Annotated in this window: 20 protein-coding genes; 12 read left to right on the top strand and 8 right to left on the bottom strand. The window is 56.7% G+C overall.

Translation table 11 applies throughout. The annotated features are described in order from the left end of the window. Positions 1 to 337: 337 nt before the first annotated feature. The gene (locus G5V57_RS16785; RefSeq protein WP_165168742.1) at positions 338 to 1,033 is read right to left on the bottom strand and encodes an alpha/beta fold hydrolase; all 696 of its coding nucleotides are present in this window, start codon (positions 1,031 to 1,033) and stop codon (positions 338 to 340) included. A 295-nt stretch (positions 1,034 to 1,328) separates the two neighbouring features. Here G5V57_RS16785 and G5V57_RS16780 point away from each other — a divergent pair, with 295 nt between their 5' ends. From G5V57_RS16780 to G5V57_RS16745, 8 genes are all read left to right on the top strand, one after another. After that, complete coding sequence (locus G5V57_RS16780) at positions 1,329 to 1,829, top strand: ferritin-like domain-containing protein (RefSeq protein ID WP_165168741.1); 501 nt, start codon at positions 1,329 to 1,331, stop codon at positions 1,827 to 1,829. Between the two features lie 296 nt (positions 1,830 to 2,125). After that, positions 2,126 to 3,100: a hypothetical protein gene (locus tag G5V57_RS16775; RefSeq protein WP_165168740.1), complete on the top strand. Its 975-nt coding sequence runs from the start codon at positions 2,126 to 2,128 to the stop codon at positions 3,098 to 3,100. Continuing rightward, on the top strand, positions 3,087 to 3,608 hold the full coding sequence (locus G5V57_RS16770) for a hypothetical protein (RefSeq protein WP_165168739.1): 522 nt from the start codon (positions 3,087 to 3,089) through the stop codon (positions 3,606 to 3,608). Before G5V57_RS16775 ends, G5V57_RS16770 begins: the two co-directional genes overlap by 14 nt. 23 nt (positions 3,609 to 3,631) lie before the next feature. Then, complete coding sequence (locus tag G5V57_RS16765) at positions 3,632 to 4,030, top strand: phage holin family protein (RefSeq protein ID WP_165168738.1); 399 nt, start codon at positions 3,632 to 3,634, stop codon at positions 4,028 to 4,030. Further along, positions 4,027 to 4,728 carry a hypothetical protein gene (locus G5V57_RS16760; RefSeq protein WP_165168737.1) on the top strand — a complete coding sequence of 234 codons (702 nt, stop codon included), beginning with the start codon at positions 4,027 to 4,029 and terminating at the stop codon, positions 4,726 to 4,728. Before G5V57_RS16765 ends, G5V57_RS16760 begins: the two co-directional genes overlap by 4 nt. A 175-nt stretch (positions 4,729 to 4,903) precedes the next feature. After that, positions 4,904 to 5,851, top strand: a complete 948-nt coding sequence (locus tag G5V57_RS16755) for a YihY/virulence factor BrkB family protein (RefSeq protein WP_256378676.1) — start codon at positions 4,904 to 4,906, stop codon at positions 5,849 to 5,851. 113 nt (positions 5,852 to 5,964) lie between these two features. After that, positions 5,965 to 6,648, top strand: a complete 684-nt coding sequence (locus G5V57_RS16750; RefSeq protein ID WP_165168735.1) for a Crp/Fnr family transcriptional regulator — start codon at positions 5,965 to 5,967, stop codon at positions 6,646 to 6,648. Between the two features lie 93 nt (positions 6,649 to 6,741). Beyond that, the gene (locus G5V57_RS16745) at positions 6,742 to 7,134 is read left to right on the top strand and encodes a hypothetical protein (RefSeq protein WP_165168734.1); all 393 of its coding nucleotides are present in this window, start codon (positions 6,742 to 6,744) and stop codon (positions 7,132 to 7,134) included. Between the two features lie 41 nt (positions 7,135 to 7,175). On the opposite strand, the gene G5V57_RS16740 is transcribed toward G5V57_RS16745, so the two are convergent. The 4 genes from G5V57_RS16740 to G5V57_RS34860 all read right to left on the bottom strand — a co-directional run bounded on the left by G5V57_RS16740 (position 7,176) and on the right by G5V57_RS34860 (position 10,644). Next, complete coding sequence (locus G5V57_RS16740) at positions 7,176 to 7,532, bottom strand: septal ring lytic transglycosylase RlpA family protein (protein WP_165168733.1); 357 nt, start codon at positions 7,530 to 7,532, stop codon at positions 7,176 to 7,178. A 919-nt stretch (positions 7,533 to 8,451) separates the two neighbouring features. After that, the gene (locus tag G5V57_RS16735; RefSeq protein WP_165168732.1) at positions 8,452 to 9,378 is read right to left on the bottom strand and encodes an adenylate/guanylate cyclase domain-containing protein; all 927 of its coding nucleotides are present in this window, start codon (positions 9,376 to 9,378) and stop codon (positions 8,452 to 8,454) included. Positions 9,379 to 10,342: 964 nt separating this feature from the next. Further along, positions 10,343 to 10,501, bottom strand: coding sequence for a DUF892 family protein (locus tag G5V57_RS16730; RefSeq protein WP_256378689.1), 159 nt, complete (start codon positions 10,499 to 10,501; stop codon positions 10,343 to 10,345). 5 nt (positions 10,502 to 10,506) lie between these two features. After that, complete coding sequence (locus G5V57_RS34860; RefSeq protein ID WP_256378675.1) at positions 10,507 to 10,644, bottom strand: DUF892 family protein; 138 nt, start codon at positions 10,642 to 10,644, stop codon at positions 10,507 to 10,509. A gap of 706 nt (positions 10,645 to 11,350) precedes the next feature. On the opposite strand from G5V57_RS34860, the gene G5V57_RS16725 reads away from it, so the two are divergent. Continuing rightward, complete coding sequence (locus G5V57_RS16725) at positions 11,351 to 13,099, top strand: adenylate/guanylate cyclase domain-containing protein (RefSeq protein WP_165168731.1); 1,749 nt, start codon at positions 11,351 to 11,353, stop codon at positions 13,097 to 13,099. Positions 13,100 to 13,210: 111 nt separating this feature from the next. Here G5V57_RS16725 and G5V57_RS16720 read toward each other — a convergent pair whose 3' ends face one another. Beyond that, the gene (locus tag G5V57_RS16720) at positions 13,211 to 14,644 is read right to left on the bottom strand and encodes an ABC transporter substrate-binding protein (RefSeq protein WP_165168730.1); all 1,434 of its coding nucleotides are present in this window, start codon (positions 14,642 to 14,644) and stop codon (positions 13,211 to 13,213) included. 145 nt (positions 14,645 to 14,789) lie between these two features. Next, positions 14,790 to 16,346: an acetolactate synthase large subunit gene (locus G5V57_RS16715; protein ID WP_371744805.1), complete on the bottom strand. Its 1,557-nt coding sequence runs from the start codon at positions 16,344 to 16,346 to the stop codon at positions 14,790 to 14,792. A gap of 845 nt (positions 16,347 to 17,191) precedes the next feature. Here G5V57_RS16715 and G5V57_RS16710 point away from each other — a divergent pair. The 3 genes from G5V57_RS16710 to G5V57_RS16700 are packed head-to-tail and all read left to right on the top strand — an operon-like array spanning position 17,192 to position 19,667. Further along, positions 17,192 to 18,082: a hypothetical protein gene (locus tag G5V57_RS16710; protein ID WP_165168729.1), complete on the top strand. Its 891-nt coding sequence runs from the start codon at positions 17,192 to 17,194 to the stop codon at positions 18,080 to 18,082. Continuing rightward, positions 18,079 to 19,116 (top strand): hypothetical protein, encoded by a 1,038-nt coding sequence (locus G5V57_RS16705; RefSeq protein ID WP_165168728.1) that lies wholly within the window; start codon positions 18,079 to 18,081, stop codon positions 19,114 to 19,116. Before G5V57_RS16710 ends, G5V57_RS16705 begins: the two co-directional genes overlap by 4 nt. Positions 19,117 to 19,166: 50 nt before the next feature. After that, complete coding sequence (locus G5V57_RS16700; protein ID WP_165168727.1) at positions 19,167 to 19,667, top strand: hypothetical protein; 501 nt, start codon at positions 19,167 to 19,169, stop codon at positions 19,665 to 19,667. Positions 19,668 to 19,670: 3 nt separating this feature from the next. Here G5V57_RS16700 and G5V57_RS16695 read toward each other — a convergent pair whose 3' ends face one another. Further along, the gene (locus G5V57_RS16695; protein ID WP_165168726.1) at positions 19,671 to 19,913 is read right to left on the bottom strand and encodes a hypothetical protein; all 243 of its coding nucleotides are present in this window, start codon (positions 19,911 to 19,913) and stop codon (positions 19,671 to 19,673) included. Positions 19,914 to 20,159 lie beyond the last annotated feature (246 nt).

The following is a 20,159-nucleotide window of genomic DNA, read 5'->3' as shown; positions in this document are numbered from 1 at the left end:
TCCTTGGATTTGCGCAATCCAGATGTATCTCGTTTGAGAATACACCTGCACCCCCTCCGGACGGACGGCGCACCGAAAGCCGGGATCCATTGAATAAGTACATGAGGGCAATCGCGCGAACGAACGCCAGACGCCCGAATATTACAACAAGCAAGCGCGGGCCGAACGCGCTGGCAGCCTCGCCGCTCTGGGCCGGACCGCCGAGGCCCAGGCGACCGTCAAGGAGGCGCTGCAACATTACCCCGATCTGACTATCGAGGGCATCGCCAACGCGCCCGGCTTCAGTGCAAAAGAGCGCCAGCGTTACATCGAAGTCTTGCCCGCTCGGCAGAGAGGCTTAGCCAGCGGCCTGCTGCACACCGTCGGCGGCCTCGCGGATCACCTCATAGACGCGGCGGGGCTGAGACAGCATCGGGACATGGCTGGACGTCAGTTCCGTCACCTTCGCGTTCATGCGCTTGGCGAGGAAACGTTGGAGGTCAGGCTGGACTGTCCGGTCCTCGGTACCGACGATGTAGTAAGTCGGCTTTGTTTTCCACGCCGCACCCGGAACGGGCTGAGCGAACAGATCTGCGAGTGGCCCCATCTGCGTGGCCCATACGAGCTTCTGCTCCGCTTCGGGCAGATCGCCGGCGAAATCCGGGATCCCAGAAGGGCGAAGAAACAGCCGGCCGTCTGCCACCTCGATATGCTGGAAGACGGGGGTCTGGGGGAATTTCGTCTGGTCGGCCTGCGACGTGTCACCGTCCTCCGGCGCCAGCGCGCAAATATAGACGAGCGCCTCGACGCGATCATCCGTACCCGAAGCGGTGATGACGGTGCCTCCGTAGGAATGTCCGACCAGCACGACCGGACCGCGCGCACGGCCGAGCGACGTCCGCACCGCGGCGGCGTCGTCGGCGACGGTGTTCAAATGGTTCTGCGTCGCGATCACGTCATAACCGTCGGCGACCAGCAGCGAGATGACCTTGCTGAAACAGGATCCGTCGGCCCATAGGCCATGTGCGAAGACAATGCTGGGTCTGCCGGGCATGCAACACCTCCAGGACAATAGCTTTCCTGAGCGACGCCCATATGTCCGGCTGGCGGATCAGGAAAGGGCGGGCGAACTTCCTGCTTGAAGCTCCGTCGGCGAGTTTAAGCCGCTGCGGGTCTTTTTCAACCTTGCCTGGCAGAATTTCGGGCGAAGTGAGTTTTTTACAGCCTTGTGACGAAACGCCCCTCATTCCGCGATCGTAAGGGCCTCGCGTGGGGCCTTTTATCGTACAGGAACATTTCGCCCACTACGGTTGTTCACCATGTACTCAACCCTACATAGGAGAACTGCCATGGCCATGGACTCACTCGCGGCCCTATTCGAAGACACTCTTCGGGACATGTACTATGCCGAGAAGAAGCTTACCAAGATTCTGCCGAAGATGGCAAAAAAGGCGACCACTGAGGAATTAGCTGAAGCATTCACGTCGCATGCGGAAGAAACCGCAGGCCAGGTCCAGCGCATCGAAAAGGTTTTCGAACTGCTTGAAAAGACCCCGCGGGCCAAGAAGTGCGAGGCGCTCGAAGGCCTGTCGGCCGAGGGCAGCCATGTGATGGAGGAGGCTGAAGGCGATGGCGTCATGGATGCCGGGCTCATCGCCACAGCCCAGGCAGTCGAGCATTACGAAATCGCGCGGTATGGAACCCTCATAGCCTGGGCCAACCAACTCGACATGGCTGAAGCAGCAGACCTGCTGACGGAAAGCCTTGATGAGGAAAAGGCGGCTGATGAAAAGCTGAGCGGACTTGCCGAAAGCGTCAATCCGATGGCAGCACACAAGGAAGCTGCATAGAATGAGGCTGCCCGCGTCGTAAGGCGTCAGCCGAAAGCAGGCTGAAGAGCTGGTAAGGAACTAATTAACCCTGGGCCCGCCTCACGGCGGGTCCTTTTTGACGCGAGCACGTATCTCGGAGTTGGCTCTTTCGCCTCTCCCGCCGGTCGTTCATTCCGGACTGCCTTATAGGGCGGCGCCTCTCTTCCTATCGCGCCATGAACTCCCCTGAAGTCTTGCAACGATTATGCCACGAACAGGAACCATTTGCGCCTGGCAGAGTTCGTGTACCACCTTCCTATGGAGAGATACGTATTATGCGCGACCGCTCAAACTCCACCGCTGCATTGCGAGCGAAGTCCGAGCTATGTAGAGCGGAACTTAAAGACACCGTCAGCGAGTTCACTCAGACACTATCGGATACCACCGACGAGATCCAAACGACACTCTCCCCGCACCATCTGAAGAATGAGGCGAGCGCCTATGCCAGAGAAAAATGGGCGAAGGGGGTCGAGCGGACCAAGGAGAGTGTCGCTACTCACCCGCTTCAGGCATTGGCAATCGGCGCCCTCGTGGGTTATCCGCTTCTTGGTCTCGCCAGAAAAGTTCCCCTTCCCATGGTCTTGATTGGCGCCGGTCTGCTGCTTTCCCGGAGCAGCGCCAGGCCGTTTGCCAATGAGACTGCTCAGCCCACGGAAAGACCTGACGCGAGTCCCGAAGGGGGTGAAGGAATTGGCGAAGCGGTTCACGCCGCACTTCAAGGAACGCGCAGATCAGCGGTGGAAGCCGGTACCAGGGTCAAAGAAGCACTTGCGGCGGGCGCCGCCTCGGCAGTCTCAGGCGCCACATCGACCGCAGCGGATGCCAGCGCTCGGGCGGTGAAAGCGAGCGGGCAAACGCGGGATGCGCTCGCCAGGCTGGTTGACCGCAACCCCCTTCTTGTTGCGGGAGCGGCAATGGCCGTTGGCGGGTTTATCGCGGCCTCAGTGCCAGCGTCGCGGATGGAAGAAGACCTGCTCGATAAGACCGGCGGAGCTTTGAAAGGTGCAGGCCGGAAAGCCGCGGCCGAAGTCGTCAAGGGAGCCAAGGCCCAGGCAGCTGAAATCGCCGATAATATATCTTCCGCCGCCCGCGATGAAGGCCTCACTCCTCAAGCACTCGATGAGGCCGTCAGCGATGTGACCGAGAAGGTCGCATCAGTTGTTGATCGGGCGGTCGACGCAGCGATAGGCAGTGAACCGGCCAATCGCGAGACCAAAGACAAAAATGGAGGCCACAATGCAAGATTCTGATGTGTTCAAAGAAAACAATGGTTCGTCACCAAGCCTGGACGAGCAGGCTCGATCACTCGGTCGGGAGGCAGCGGCTGCAGGCTCGCAAGCACGTGAGAAAGTGACGAGCACCATACAGGAGCAGGCCGCCAAAATCAGCGACAAAGCCAAGAATGTCGCGGCAGATACCGGAGCGAAGATTGAAAACCTGATTGACGAGCAGCGCGCTTCGGGCGCGAGCTATTTGCAGAATGTCGCCGATCTGGTTCATCAGGCGGCCGACGTTTTCGACAAGGAGATTCCTCAGGCCTCCCAGTATATTCATCAGGCCGCACAGCAGATCGACACGGTGGCCGAAACCGTACGGACCCGAAGGATGCGAGAGGTTGCGGATGATATGCAGCATTTCGCCCGCCGGCAACCGGCTCTCTTCTTCGGCGGAGCGCTGTTTCTCGGGTTTGCGGCTGTCAGAGTTTTCAGGGCCAATTCCTCGCCATCGAGCCAGGATAGTGAGCATGCCCGCCAGTAAATCGCTGAAAGGAAGGCCACACCATGTCTCTAGTTGATCGCTCCAGATCCCTCTCCAAGCTGCTCGGCGACGGCGTGGAACAGTTGGGCGAGCTGTTTCAGGTCGAACTGCAGCTTGCGCAGGCCGAATTGTCCGAAAAGGTCGCGAATGTCGGCTGGGGCGCAGCCTATCTCGCCGCCGCCACCCTGTTCGCCATACCGGTACTCACCCTGCTCCTTGCCGCGCTGGCGCTTTGGATAAGTGACTTAAGTGGAATTTCCCTTCCTCTGTCGCTTGTGACCGCGGCGGTGATCGGCGCCGCTCTTGGCGCTATCTGCGGCCTCACGGCAATGAAATATCTTCGGGCGAAGAACCTTCGGCCGGACATCACGCTGGAACAAATCCGCCGCGATATCGCCGCGGCCAAGGACATCGTAAAATGAGATCGGAACATTTTCTCGACAACGTGAATGAGGCGGTACGCGACAATCCAGTTGCGGCAGGATTGATCGGATTGGGCTTGGCCTGGATGCTTTTCAGCAAGTCCCGTGCAGTCGTTGGGACGACGTCAAGAGCCGCGCGCGCGAGCAAAGACACGCTGGACACAGCCGTCGATGTCGCAACGGGGGCGATCGGATCCACGGTGGTCGGGGCTGTCGATCAAATACGCAAGGCTACCGCGGGAGTAAGCGATGCGGTATCGGGCGGCATGAAGGCTGCGGCCTCCACGGTCGGCGTCGCTATGGAAGGGTCTGAGACAGCGACGAAGACGCCGGACAAACGGACCGCGGATAGCGGCAACCACTCGCGGCCTTTTCGAAGCGGGCTGGCAGACTTGCTGGATCGTCAGCCACTGGCTTTGGCAGCGGTTGCCGTCGCAGTGGGGGCGGTTATTGCCTCCGCCTTCCCCTCAACAGGCACCGAAGAGCGCCTGATGGGAACGGCGGGCGAAAAGCTGAGGGAAACAGTCAAAGGCGCGGCGGAAACCGCTGGCGATAGGGTGGCCACGGCGATCGCCGAGGCCACAGATGAAGCCGTAGCTCAAGACTTGACCCCCGACGCCTTTAAAAAAGCGGCCCGCGGCAACGCTGCCAAGCTGAAGAGGGTGGCTGAGGCGGGTCTCGAGGCTGTGAAGAAATAGTTCTGGCCTTCTCACCGGACGGCCGCGGCACTGGCCCCTCCAAAGGGAACGGACGCGTATTTGGTCGATATCTAAATCGGACTCCCGGCGTTCGTTCTGAACCTCAGGATGAGATTTTGAGGCAGGCGTTGCCAACATAGCCGACCAGGCGCGCGGATGAGAGGAGTAAGAACGCTTGCGAAAGGCGAAAGTTCGGCAAGGCTCTTCGACGAAAGCCAAAGCGACACGTAAATGGTGGTCCATTTGGCAAGAAGCGTGGGCCGGATGGACGTCGCATAAGGCGGGTCAGATGGGAGCGTCGCTCGCCTATTATTCTGTGTTCTCGATCGGGCCATTGCTCTTGGTGGCAATCGCTATTGCCGCATTGGTGTTCGATGAAGCGGAAGTCCGCCGAAGAATTAGGGGGCAGATTTCCGGCTTGGTAGGCGCCGGCGCGGCCAACGGGATCGAGCAACTACTTGCCGGCGCAGGCGGAGGTTCCAAAGCAGTCTTCGCGTCGGTTATTGGGACAATAATCGTGCTGGTAGGCGCTCTTGGATTCGTCGTTCAGCTCAAGAATTCCCTGAATACGGTGTTTGAGGTGCCTCCGTCGAGGGTCGCTGGAATATGGGGCTTCATTCGAACTTACGCGATATCCTTTGCCGCGGTCATAGCTGTCGGCTTTCTCCTGTTGGTGTCGATGCTTCTTTCGACAGCCCTTTCATCAGCGGGAAGTTTCATAGAGCCCTACATATCGCCCATCCTGCTTCAGGTGGGGGCTATCGTGATCTCGCTTGCCGTGTCTGCTGCGATATTTTCCGCAATGTTCAAATGGCTGCCGGATACCAATACGAGCTGGAGCGACATTCTACCTGGCGCGCTGCTGACCGCGGCCCTGTTTGAAATTGGTCGGTTCCTCATCAGCCTCTACATCGGTCGACAGGGCCTTGAATCCGCTTATGGCGCGGCTGGTTCGATCGTCGCCATCCTCATCTGGGTCTATTATACGTCTCAGATCGTTCTATTTGGCGCTGAGTATGTCCGGGCTTATGCCAAGGAACAAGGAAGCGCGCGGAAGGCCCTATCGAGCACTCAAGCTGGGCAGAGCCGCCGGATATCAGGAACTTCGCGTTCAGCACACTAGTGAGCCTCCAGTATTCACTACGCAGCCATTTCGGTGAACGGCATTGAACACTTTCTCAAAATTCCCTATCCTCGCCGCTCCAGGCAGTCTCAGGGACAGGCAAAAAACGTCCTATGGCGCAGGTAGGCTCTCCGGAAGCCATGTTTGATCGCGTTGCCTTGGAGCGCGCGGTCATCGACTATGAGAAGAACGATGAGGTGTTTTCGCAGGGTGGGCCTTGTGACGCGATTTTCTATGTCTTGAGAGGTCAAGTTAAATTGTCCGTGACTTCAGAGCAGGGCAAAGAGGCGGTGATAGCCCTTCTGGAGGCAGGTTCCTTTTTTGGGGAAAAGTGCTTGGCCGGCCACCCCTTGCGAATTGCGACGGCGACCGCGCTGACCGACACCTCGCTTATCCGCATCGAAAAAGCTCACATGCTGAGAGTGCTTTCGAAAGAGCACGAGTTTTCCGACTTTTTTCTCTCGCACCTTCTGACGCGAACCGCGAGATACGAAGAAGACCTGATTGATCAGCTATTTAACTCCAGCGAAAAGCGCTTGGCGCGACTGCTGCTTTTGCTCGCAAACTTCGGCAAAGAGGGAAAATCCGAACCGGTTCTGGGCAACATCAGTCAGGAAATGCTTGCCGAGATGATCGGCACCACCCGTTCGCGGGTAAGCTTTTTCATGAACAAGTTCCGCAAACTCGGGTTGATCCACTACAACGGCAAGCTCCACGTAAATAGCGCATTATTGCATGTGGTCCTGAACGAGAGGCGGGCAATAGAAACTCGCCCGGAAGACAGCGAGCAAAATTAACCCGCAGCGCGCCACTTTTCTCCACTGAATGATCAATATTGAACAGGCATGAGCTAAGCCTGTATGGCAGGATCCGTCATCGAGGAAACGGCGATGAATTACGCTTTCAAGCCCCGGGAAGTTGCAATGCTTGCACAGATTGTCAATCGGGCGTGTGCGGAGCGTGGCGGCTGTGATGAAGTGACCAGGGCAACTATTGCCTCACGTATAGTGGCTTACGCCGCCCCGGGTGAGCGTGACTTCGAAAAGCTGTTCGCACGCGCGCTGGATATTGCTCGATCTGGGATACCTGAATGTCGGAGGGGTGAAAGTGCGAAAAATAATCCGAAAATTGAGCGGCTCGAAAAGCAGATCCGCCGCGCGAAGAAATTCGCGCAACACGATATTGGCGCTGTCGCGGATTTGTATCTTCTCCATGCAGCCATTTGCGAGGGAAACCGCGACGCACTTCGGCACAAGGTGGGTCGACGCCGGCAGTCGCAATAGGGATTTCATCGCCACCGCGCGACCGGTACTTCCGCCCTCGGTTAGTGGAGTACAGCGACCTCTACCTTGGTGACGCCTGAATCATAGAGGTCCACGGCCTTCGCCGCAGCATAAGCCAGATCGATGATACGGCCGCGAACAACCGGACCGCGGTCATTTATACGTACGATCACTGAGCGGCCATTGCGCAGATTGGTGACGCGCACTCGAGTGCCGAATTTCAGCGAGCGATGCGCCGCTGTATACCCGTCGGGATCGAATGTTTCGCCATTGGCGGTCCGCTTGCCGGACTTGTAATAGGAGGCAATGCCGGTTTGGGCTTCAATGGCATTCGTCGGTAGAATGGAGATTGGCGTTGCAAAGGCACAAATCAGGAGAGCAGCGAGGATTCGCTTCATGTATATCCTCAATATGTTTGGAGTGCCTATTTCTCCAGGGAAACGTATAAGGCGAGAATGTGTTCCCGTGATTACGCGACGAGGCTTCCATTCGAGGGACATTTCCGGTTTTTTCCTGCAATGAGATCGGCGGTGAGCCCCGGAACATTCTTGGCTGCACGAAGTTGATCCTTACCTGCCCATCGCAGGAGGCGTGCCCGCTAGGCTTCTCGCCTCTTGTGTCCTTCTCTTCTCCAAGGCTTCTTCTCTTCTCCAAGGCTTGGCGGGCCGTGATTTTTACACCATAGCGCTCTCGTTCGGCCGGAAAGGAATGCCCAAGGCATTTCGAGCCGGCAGCTATCAAAGCGCTGGCTGAAGTGCTCCAACAGGCTTATTGCGCCCCTAAGCACAGAGGCCAGGATACGCCGGAAAAACTGGGATGGGCCGTGAACCACGTCAAAGAGCTCCAGCAGGTAGAAAAGAGGCGGCTCGTTGAGGCAATCGAGCAGATCCGCGAAGCAATCTGGCCGGGGCCGACATGGTCAATGATCGTGGCGGGACGAGCGAGTAAGACCGATATCCAGCGGACGGAACAATTTAACTTAGCGTTTCGTTGCCTGTTACCTGCGCTACGGCAGGTAGCCCCAAGGCCCGCCAGGTGACCACCTCGCTATGCCCACCCTGGCGGGCCACTGAATAGTGCCCGCTTACCGATTAGGGGCTCGCCAGCCGGCGGCCGGCGCTTCCGCTTCGGAGCAAAATCACCTTTCGCCCTTCGATGTGTCTATCCGCTTCTTGGCATAACTTCTCGACCACGGCGCATGGTAGATACGCTCTTCGAGCTGACACGGGCGCTGAGCCTGCCAGCCCGCCGTCCAAGAGCGTGGGCGCAAATCGATTTGCCCGTGAAGGTCTCTCTCTACCCCGCGCCGTGAAGGAGTCAGGTGTTTTGATTTTTCAGCTCGCCTAAGCGTATCTCGGCGACGCTCCTGAACTGCCCATCCGGGAACTTTTCGAGATAAGCGCTGAACATTTCCGAGTTGTCACTGTCCTTGATCGAATTCCAGAAGGTGAGTTCGATCTCAAGCTTGTCTTCTGGATTTGCGATCTCATCGCCGGACCGCATCTCTAACCGACTCTGAGCAAGAGAGGCAAAGGCGCCGCTCGGATATTGTTCCAAATACGCGCGGTACTCAGTGTCCGAATTGCTGCTTTCGACCGCTGTCCAGAATGCAATCTCCCCGGGGCCTGGCTCGGCCTTCGATCCTGGGGGATGGGACACTATCGGTTCTACTGCCCCCTCATTGGCAATCCCTCGCGGAGGGTCGGGGGAGCCTGTTCGATCGAACACGACCTTGAATATCCGCACAGGCCGAGGGATGTTCTTTACGGCATGTTCGCCCAGATCCTGAAACTCGGAGTCCACTCGGTCACGCAAATGGTCGCGAACCCCGCGCGTCACACAAATTTCTCCTGGGCCGGCTGTCGCTTGAACACGCGCGGCGACGTTCACGCCATCCCCGAAGAGGTCGCCGCCCTTGAGCATGACGTCGCCAACATTGATACCTATGCGAAACTGCATTTTTCGGTCTTCGGCCAGGGCCATATTTGCCCTATGCAGCTCCTGCTGTATGGCGATGGCACACGCAAAGGCATCGGTGACGCTGGCAAACTCTGCCAGGACACTGTCGCCGGCCGTTCCCGCAATACGGCCCCGATACTTCCCGATGAGATCATCCATGATGGCTCGATGCGAAGACAGAGTAGCAAGGGTCTCCTCTTCATCCTGATGCATCAGTCGGCTATAGCTTTCGACGTCCGCCGACAAAATCGCGGTGAGCTTACGTTCCAGTGGCGGAGCTTCCAACGTCAATTCCTCAGAACCGATGATTGTGGCTGCATCATAATCCCGATTTCCAGATCCTCATGTGTCGGCGCTCGCCACTGCTGAGCTTGGCTGCTGGCAGTTCCCTGAACGGTCGACAAGATAATTTGCCCATCCATTCACGGGCTGAGGCTCGGGGATTTTCCATTTCCCGTTCAGGACTTCCGCCCGTGGCCGATGGAGCAATCCTGCTCTCGTCGGCGGTTGAGGTCTGGCGACATGATTAGACGAGAGTCCTTTGGTGGAGACTTGGAGGGCGAGGCTGAACACATCCGCAACAACCTCAGAGACTATCTTGTCCTAGGACTCATTTTTGTCGTCAGATCGGGGCGGTTTCCTGTATTTTTCTCCCATCTTATGCGCCTTCCCGATTTCCGTGTCCTCATCAGGCGTGGGTTCGGCAATCTCCGCGTCAATCGGAGTGGCGGGCCTGAGCGGTGTTTTCGACATCTGAAACCTCCATGGTGTCCACACCGCAAACCCACGGACGTTTCTAAAGTTCCTCAGGGACGAACCGCTGGCAGGTTGTGAGCCGGTTCTGGCGCTCGGGATAGCTAAAGTCTGCCGGCAATCAGTCTTTCCGAACGCCTTTATAAGATGGGAACTCTCGGTCCTTCTTCTGCGCCAAGAGCGGAGAGCGCTTCCGGACCGCGCCATTGCGCGCATTGTCGCCCCGGGGTCTGTTTACTGCCATGAGAGGTTTTTCTTCCCGGCAGAGGAACTTCTTAACCCGTGAGAAGTTCCGGTTTCCAGGCCGGCATCCCCCCGCTGGCCCCATATCCGCCGGCGCCACCCTCAATGCACCCCCTGGCGCCGGCGGAGCATCGCAGAATAAAAAAGTCCGGCGCCTTTCGGTTGCCGGGCTCAGAGTAAAATTACTCACCTACCAGCGTTGATCGCTATACCAAGCATCAAGGTCCTTTCTGACCCGATCCTTTGCAATTCCCTAGTGTTCGACAGGCTGTGCCGATGCAATGAGGGTCGCATCAAGAACCCGCTTGTCCTCCGCTTCGGCGCCGACCTCCTTTGCCTCTTCGAGGATGCCGTCGATGGCCGGGCAATGAACCTCTTTGGTCTTTACGTCGCGCATTTCGAAAACCTTCACGACGTTCAATTTGGCCGCGCGTCTGAGCAAGATGGTTCTCGAAAGCACTTTTCAGCGCGGGCTGAGGTGGCCTTGTCGATCATCTCGGTAAGTGCCTCCGCGATCTGCTTTTCCGCGTAGTAGATCTCTCGCAAGGTGTGCACTCCAAAAAAACTGACCGTTTATCAGGCGCCCGGCCGCCGGCCACGCCATGCGGGATTGTTGTCGTTTCGCTCGCACGCGGCCGCAGAGCCGCGGCCAGTCTCTCCGCTTGCCCTCGGAGATCTTGCGGGCGCCGCGAGTTCGAGCAGCTAAGATTGATAGCGGCTGTCGCAATATGGGAACTTCCCAAGCCTTCCGGCATTCTCTCTTGCCTGTCACATGGCAGGCACGCCCCAAAAGCCCGTCAGAGATGCGAGTCTACCCGTTCGTGCGTTCTCTGGCGGGCTGATCTGTAGCAGCGATAATCGCCGTCTGCGTCCTCCTGGCTGCCCATAGCCGGCATTTCCCGCAGCTTCGTGGCCCGGTGTTGGACCCCATCAGACCGATGAGGCGTGATCGAGGGCCCGCCGCCCCATTGGTGTCAATCGCGCGCGGGACGAGGCAACGCTCGCGCAGGTCAAGCTGTTCGACCTCAACACGGCGCTGGACTGCTTGGGCTGCGGCCACAAGCGCTTGATGGATGTGGATGAAATGATCAGGAAATGGCCGCCAGAGACGACGATGAAGGAGATCACTGACCCCTGGTGGGGCCACGGCGCCTAGGCAGCAGCTGATCCCCAAATGAACAGGGACATGCGCCTGGGATAGACTCACTGGTGGAGCCTCAATACTATGGAATGTTGCCGTCTCTGAGAGTTAACGCCCTCTATGGTCGAAGAACCCATCCGGCGTCGCCTCGCCGCAATATTGGCCGCAGATGTTGTTGGCTACACCCGACTTATGGAAGCCGACGAAGTCGGTACGCTGGCGGCTCTGAAGATAAGGCGCAGAGATGTCCTCCTCCCGCTTGTGGCCAGGCATGAGGGAAGGGTCTTCAAATTCACCGGCGACGGCGTGCTGGTCGAATTCGGCAGCGCCGTGAATGCGGTGCAATGCGCCCTCGACCTGCAGCAGGACATGGCCACCGCCAACAAAGGCTTGGCCGAGGACCGTCAGATCGTTCTGCGCATTGGTGTCAATCTGGGCGATATCCTGGTCGAAGGAAGTGATCTCTATGGTGAGGGCGTCAACATTGCCGCACGCCTCGAAGCCATTGCCGAGCCGGGAGGCATTCTCATCTCGGGGACGGCCTATGATCACATCAGGGGAAAGGTTAAGGTCGGGTTCGACGATCTCGGCACTCAGTCTCTGAGGAACATCGTCGAACCAGTACGTGCCTATCGTGTTGCCGGCACGTCCACGGCGGTTGTGGCAGCGCGCAAAGCGGCAACCGAAAACCCCTCCATTGCCGTTCTGCCATTCACCAACATGTCGGGAGATCCGGAGCAGGAGTATTTCGTCGACGGCCTCGTTGAGGACATTATTACCGGCCTTGCCCATATGCCGAGCCTGCTGGTTATCGCCCGGAATTCCAGCTTTACCTACAAGGGCAAAGCGGTTGATGTTCGCCAGGTAGCGAAGGAGCTGGGTGTCCGTTACGTACTTGAGGGAAGTGTCAGGAAAACCGCAAACCGGCTGCGGATAACTGGCCAGCTTGTGGATGGAGCAAGCGCGACGCATGTCTGGGCTGAAAAATTTGAAGGTGCGTTCGACGACATCTTCAAGCTGCAGGATCTTCTAACCGAAAGCATTATCGGCAGAATCGAACCCTCCCTGCGGCGCGCTGAAATTGAGCGTGCCCGTCAGAAACGGCCGGAGCACCTCGACGCATATGATCTGTTTCTCCGGGCGCTGCCCCATGCTTATGCCAACACTCTCGCAGACGGCGAACTTGCACTGCGCCTGCTTGGTGAGTGTTTGCGGCTCGACCCAAACTATGCTGCCGCGCATGCCTATTTGGCCTGGTGCCACGAACAACGATTCTTTCGCGGAGGGTTCCACCCTGACGATAAAGTCGCGGCCAGGGACCACTCCCGCACCGCGATGACAATCGGTAGCGACGATTCTCAGGCATTGAGTATTGGGGCGTTTGTCAATGCGATGATCACCCACGACTACAACGGCGCTATCGGTGCGCTCGACCGGGCATTGGAGTTGAATGAGAATTCGGCGTTGGCCTTCGGATTCAGCGCGATAGTGAGCTCTCACAGCGAACGCTACGAAAGAGCCATCGCGCATGCACAGAAGGCCTTGCGGCTCAGTCCATTCGATCCCCTCAACTACCATGCCTACGCTGCGCTCGCAGTTAGTTATCTGTTGACCGATCAATACGAACAAGCTGTGACCTATTCGACAATGGCGGTCCAGGCCAACCCCAGCTTCAGCGTGCTACACGCATATCTTGTTGCCAGCCAGGTCAGTCTCGGACGCCTGGATGCTGCCCGCGCCGCCGCAGGCCGGCTAAAGGAAATCGCGCCAGGTTTTACGATTTCGGGTTTTGCAGGAATGGGCGCCTTCGGTCAGTCGTCCATGGAGCGGCTGGCGGACGCCTGGCGGCAAGTCGGATTACCCGAATGAATTGAGGTTCCCTCTGTTAGGAATGACCGGGTCACACTCATCTGCTTCCGAAATTCCTAAAGACAAAGAGGACGCACGCAGTTGCCTGCGCGCGTCCTCGGCGTGTTGCTCTTATTGGATCAGGCCCGCTTCCGTCAGCAAGTTCTCCTGAAACTTCGCTATGTTGTCGAGCGTCGTCTTGGCGTCCTGCTTGCCGGTGATCGCAAGATCATATTGATCCTGCTGCTGGGTGAGCAGCTCGAAGAACTGCGGCACATGCCACATGTCCTTCTGCCAATCGAGGCTCGGCCCCCAGGTCCGATTCCATGGACGATAAGTGGCATATTTCGGATTTTCATATACCGCCTTGATGGCCGACTGACCACCGCCTGCCGCGTACTGGTTCTGGATATCAGGTGACAGCCACCACTTCACAAAGCCAACAGCCTCCTTGTTCTGGAGATCGGTATTCCATGTCATAAGCACGAAGGGCTGCCCACCGATCTGACTCCAGCGCACAAGTTTGCCGTCAGCTCCCCGCATGCCGGGCATGAGACCGAAAACCAGTTTGTCTGAGACTTTGGATGTCTTCGGGTCGAGAGAGGCTTCGCCAAGCCCGATCCACTCGATATTCATGGCAACCTTTCCTTCGCGGAAAAGTTCATCGGTTTTGAAGATGTCCATGGTTCCGGTCCTGGCAACAGGCGGCATATACTGGATCAGACGCAAAAAGTGATCTAATCCCTTTACCGACAATTCGGAGTTGACAACACCTTCCGCATGTCCTGTCGGCGCATTGGTTTCATCCCAAATATTGCCACCCGTCTGCCAAATCATGGTGTTAATCTGGCTTGTGGACATATCGTAGCCTTTGCCGGCTTGATAGGCGATACCGTAGAAATCGTCATCAGCGGGCTTGCCGGCAAGATTCTCTCCTTTCTTGCGCATGAAGAACTGGCCGATGTTCTCGAACATATCCCAGTCCATGTCGTCGAGCTCTTCCGGGGTGCAGGGCAGTTTCTTGTTGAACTTCGCCTGAAAATTCTTCTGCTCCTCCTCGTTACAGACGATATCCTTGCGTACGAAGTTGACCAGAACATCCGGAAACTGCGGGAAACCGTAGTAGTTCGGTGTCTTGTGTGGATAGGTGGAGTAGGCGGCGAGAATGCTCGGGTGCATGCCATCCATCGCTGCTTTCAGCTCCGGATCGGCATCGATCAAGTCGTTGATCTTTCTATAATAGCCGCCCTCCACGAAGGCTCCCAACCACTGTGAATCGGAGACCGCCATGTTGTATTTCTGCTCGCCTGAGGTCAGCGAAGCATTGACGCGCGTATAAAAGTCCGGCCACGGGATGAAGTCGACTTCGAGCTTCACCGTGTTGCCCGAGGCAGGTTTATACTGCTCATCGAACATTTTCTTCATGATGCGGGTCGGCGGCCAGTCCGGCACCGCCATCTTGAGCACAACCTCTTCAGCCGAGGCTACCCCAAGGAACGCACCGCTCATCAGGCCTGCGGCCAGCGCGGCCCCGGTAAGGGACGTCAACTTGCACTGCCAACTCATGTCGAGTTCTCCTCCCTGTATTAAAGCAGGCACGTCTCTTTTCTTCGTGGACGCGCGGGGGGCTGGTCATCTGAGAGCCAGGCCATCCTGCGCGCGGTAGCGAATGACTCAAAGCAGATATGTCGATCGCAGTGTCTCCGATGTCTCAGCAGACAACTTCGATCAGGAGCGGACCCTTCTTCTCCATCGCCCCTCTGAAGGCCACAGCAAACTGATCCACATCAATGACGCGTACACCCTCGACCCCATGCCCACGCGCCAACGCGACCCAGTCTAGAGTCGGCTCCACCAGATCGAACATTCGCTCGGCGTTGCGCCCCACATGCGTCACTCCGACATTTGCCAACTCTATCCGGAGAATCTGATAGCGGCGGTTGGCAAACACAACCACCGTTACGTCGAGATTTTCGCGCGCCATAGTCCACAGCGATTGCAGCGTGTACATAGCGGAACCGTCGCCCTCCAACGCCAGAACTTTGCGGTCCGGGCAAGCCACCGCCGCTCCTACGGCTACAGGTAAACCGAACCCAATCGATCCACCGGTGATCATTAGCATATCATGCAAACGCGCGGACTCAGTCGCGACATCCATCGCGCGCGCCGATGAATTTCCTTCGTTCACCACTATGGCATTCGCGGGCATGAGCGCAGCAATCGCCTGGCCAACTTTATCGATGCTCATCGCGCCGGTCGGAACAGGCGGTAGATTGAGCGGTTGAAAATCCTCTGGCCCCAACTCCACATTCCTCGCTCCCAGGGCCTCAGCTAGCGCCTCCAGGGTCCAGGCGTAATCCATATCGATGCTGCATAGATCGATCACCCTGCAATCGGAGTTTTCGGGCAGGATCACCTTGTCCGGATACGCAAAAAAGCTCGTGGGCCGCACCGCCCCGCAGAGCACAAGATTGGTCTTGTCGGCTAGGTGGGCCACATTGTCGTCGATCCGGTAGGCCAACCGCTGCAGTCGGACCGAACCACCACCACGCTGGATCCGCGCGACCAAGTATGGCGCCATCAAACGACACCCTGATTTCTTCGCAATACGCGCTGCAAGCAGACTCAACTCGCCCCGCAATGCTTGTCCGTCCACGAGTAGCGCCGCGCCGGGGGAACATAGCGCCCGCGCTGCCGCCGCTACTCTTGCCGCCTCCGGCCGCCTCAGCGATGGGGCGGCGTCACTCATTTTTGACTCACCTGCCTCTTCCCATGCGGTGTTTGCGGGCAGGATCAGTGTCGCAATTTGCCCGTTGGACGACCGTGCGGCCCGGATCGCCGCTGCGCCATCACCTGCCACCGACCCGGCATCGTCCGATACTCGCGTCCAGTGCGAAACGGTCTCACTAATTCCTACCGTATCGCCACGCAGCGGGCTTTCGTAGCGCAGATGGTAGCTGGCATGATCACCCATGATGTTCACGATCCCGCTTTGCGCCTTGCGAGCGTTATGCAGGTTGGCAACGCCGTTACCAAAACCTGGCGCTAGGTGTAGGAGCGTGGCGGCCACCTCCGAAGACATGCGAAAATACCCATCCGCCGCCCCGGTCGCCCCACCCTCGAACAGGCATAGGATACAACGCATCTCTGGATTGCAATCCAGGGCTGCCACGAAATGCATCTCCGACGTTCCTGGATTGGCAAAACAGACATTCACCCCACTTGCCAACAGGGTCTTCACCAGCGTTTCCGCACCGTTCATCATCATAGTCCTCGTTGATTATCCCGCACGAGCAAGCAGTGCAGCGGCTCCAGCCAACGCATACCCGCAAGTATGATCGAAACTTCAGGGGCTGGATAGGGTGCGGTCGAAGGCCAGCTCATGGCTCTTCGCGACATTTCGCTCCGCAAAACGCAAGCTGTTGGCAGACTGCCGTAAGCACTTCTGATGAGGAATGCCTATCTATCGTGCCCGCCGATTGAATACGTCCGCTCGCCAATGCCCTTCGGATCGGCTGACATTCCAAGGAGACCCCGCTCCCGCACCACGGGAGGGGTTTTCTCTTGGTCACTGCCCAAATCGCTCTGCCTTCGGAGGGCAGCACTCAATCCAGCAGAGCAATGTGCGCCCCTGAAGGTGAGGGACATACTGCCCAAGCATGAACGCCTGCCAATTCAACCAACCTATCCTGCTAGTCGCTCCACGAGCTTCGGGGAGCACGAACGCCCGCCTCAAATGTCGCTTGACCTCGTGGGCCAAAGCGTGAGTATTTGGGAAATATCAGGATCGCAGACGTTTAACCCGCGGCTCAAACCCGCGGGCATTTCGGTTTTGAAGCCTGAACTTGCGCTCAGACCGCAAGCACGGCGCTGCTTCCCGCCGGCACGACTACCGGACCTGCCACTTCTGTCGCTATCCCACACATCACGGTGGACCATGATCGCCCAACGCTTCAGGGGACGAAAACCCTCCATTCCGACATTCCTGACGGAAACGGGTCACCGCCATTCGGACTCGCAGGCAAACGGTGGCGCAATGTATGTTGCTTTGAAGAACGCTACCTCTCAAAGTGCGTCCTAATGGCAATGTCAGGCCCTGGGAGATTTTAAGCCATGGTGAAGCAACCGCTGTTTAGCGACGGCGACGCATCGGACTTGGGATATGTCAATGTTCGAAAAGCTGACAATGAGTATACCGGTCCCGCACGTGCTCATTGTGAATGGCTCTGGGACCATTTCGAGCGGTATGCAGACCCAGAGTTCTTGATTGAAATACGGAAGAATTTCGATGCGCGATATTGGGAGATGTATCTCACCGTTTATCTGATCTCAAAAGGACATAAGGTCGATTGTCCGAAACCCGGCCCCGATGTTGGTATTGAAGTCGATGGTCGCAGAGTTTGGTTTGAAGCTACGACACTGACACGGGGTGACGACGGAAAGCCGGACCAAGTACCGCCAAAACCAGAACCAGGTAAAGCTTACACCGTCCCAAATGAGAAAATGCTGTTGAGATACCTGAATGGCATTTCAACCAAGCGCGCTCAACATTCCTCTTGGGTGAAGAACGGTTTCGTCAAGCCTGAAGACGCTTTAATTGTCGCCATAAATCCGAGGTGCCTTGGGTACGAGCACGCGGACACGACTCCGCCACGGATATTGCAGGCCGCTTTTGCTGTTGGTGATCCATATTTTGTGTTGAACAGAGATACTATGAAAGTTGTGGATGCGGGCTACCACGTCCGCAATGTGATCAAGAAGGCGTCAGAAGCAGAGGTAACAAACGGCGTATTTCTGCAAGAACAGTACGCGCATCTAAGCGGTCTTCTGTGTTCGCGTGTTGACTGTGTAAATCGCCCTGAAAAGATGGGTTTGGATTTTCAGTTGGCTCCGAATCCACATGCGAAGGCCCCCTTACCTCAATCCTTCCGTCTGGATGGGACTTACTATCGCGTTTCAGAGAACCACGATTCAAGCTACAGCGTTGCACCAGAGCAACTATGACTGCGGAACGACATCTGCCCCTTGATGACCGAATAAGAACCGCTTCTGAATTGCTGAAGCGCGCTCGAATCTTTTTTGATGTTTGGTGGCTGTATGAGGGACAGGCGACTCGAAGTGGCATCCTTGATGCGATGAACGAATATCCTGACTACTTTACATTTGATAGCCACGCACATTTCGTGGCTCACATCGTTCACATGGCAATGTTGTATGAAGGCGGAGGAGACACAACGAATCTCCGCGCGCTGAGAAAGGAGCTTGGTGCGAGGCTGGACGCCAAGGCTGTGGCGAGCCTGGATCAGCTATTCGCCAAAGCGCATCAGACTGAAAAGAAGGTGCGCATTCTCAGAAATAACGTGTTCGCACATCGAAGCGCTCGGATAACTTACGATGACGTTTTTAAGATGGCGAAACTGACTCCTGGTCAACTGCGGGAGCTTACGGAAGCTTCGCGAGACACCGTCAACATTTTTCTTGAGACGATTGGGCAGGCAAACCTTGAGTTTCACCCGTACCCAGAGAAACAGCTAGTGCGAATGCTGAAGGATATCGATCATATGCGCATCCAGAATGAGGGTATAGAAATAAGGAAGACGGCAATGCCAGACCAGGGACTATGTCCGCTTTGGGGGACGCAAGCGCAGCTTGAAGGCAAAATCGGAGACTTCATCATTGCGGATTCTCCAAGAGCTGGAGGACGCTTTTCAATTACTGGCTCGGCTGAGACGACTGCCAAGAACCTAAGTCCACCGGAACGGGCAATAGTTACATTCTGGATGGTCAAGCAACATTCTCTGGGTGTCGAATGCCCTTCGATCGACAGTTACAATATAGAAGCCATCCGCATGTATCCAAAGCCTCAGTCTTTGAACGCGCGGAATTCCTATTGCGCTACATCGAAAGGCGAAGCGAATTGCTTGGGCAGGTGCTTAAACTATACGTGCAAGATCATAGGACGATTGAGAATTCGCTATTCGAGGCCGAAATACTCGCCTGGACCTGTTCATTGGTGCCGCTTGAAATCACGACGCTAGTATACTTTTGCGCAGAAGAGGGATGGCTAGAACACAAGGCACCAAGGCACGTGAGCGACACAGTTCATCACTTTACGTTGAAGCCAAAAGGCTATGCCAAGCTCGCTGACCTCAGAGGTACGAACTCGACCTCCCAGCAAGGCTTTGTCGCAATGTGGTTCGGTGAGCCTGTAAAGGCCGCCTATGATACGGCCATTGAGCCCGCAATTAGAGCCGCTGGATACTTGCCGCTTCGAATTGATCAGAAGAATCATGTCGGAAAAGTCGATGATGAAATAATAGCCGAGATTAGGCGATCTCGATTTGTGGTGTGCGATTTCACATGTGAAAAGGATAGGTCCAGGGGAAATGTGTATTATGAGGCAGGCTTCGCCAAGGGACTGAACATCCCAGTTTTCTGGACTGTTCGGGCAGACTCGTTGGATGATTTGCAGTTTGATACGCGCCAGTTCAACCATATCGTATGGAGCGAATTGGGAGACTTGAAGATGCAGCTTCAGAAGCGCATTGAAGCTGTGATTGGCGACGGGCCGTTGAAACAGAATAGGTGATCATCACCATGATGCCGACTTTAGAATCTGTGTGGCCGGCTTTGGCAGTTTGACCTTAAGCAGAGCGTCGCGCACGACGGGCAAATCTTCGCGGCTATAAGTGCCGTAAGTGATCCCCATGTGAGTAGAGTGTCCAACAATACGAGCGGCAATCGCATCCGGCGTCTCTGCGTCGTCTTCAGAATCGGCAGTCTTGAAGACCTTCACCGCTTCAACATCGGTGAAGCCGCGCCTCTCCACCTTCATGACTCGAACCGTCCCAATGTGTGCCCAAATTCTGTGTCCAAATGCATGTCCAACTCGTCAAGGGGGAGCCGAGCCCAAATTCCGATAAGCCCCCAAAAAACAATAGCTTTTCGGTGGATTTTTGGGACTGGAAAAATAGCGTCCCTAGGGGGTTCGAACCCGTGACCTTCGCTTCAGAGGGCAGCACTCAATCCGGCGGAGCAATGCGTGCTTCTGAACGTGAGGGACATATTGTCCCGAGCATGA

Source organism: Nordella sp. HKS 07 (genome assembly GCF_011046735.1).
Taxonomy (GTDB): Bacteria; Pseudomonadota; Alphaproteobacteria; order Rhizobiales; family Aestuariivirgaceae; genus Taklimakanibacter.
This window is presented reverse-complemented; position numbering and strand designations above follow the sequence as displayed.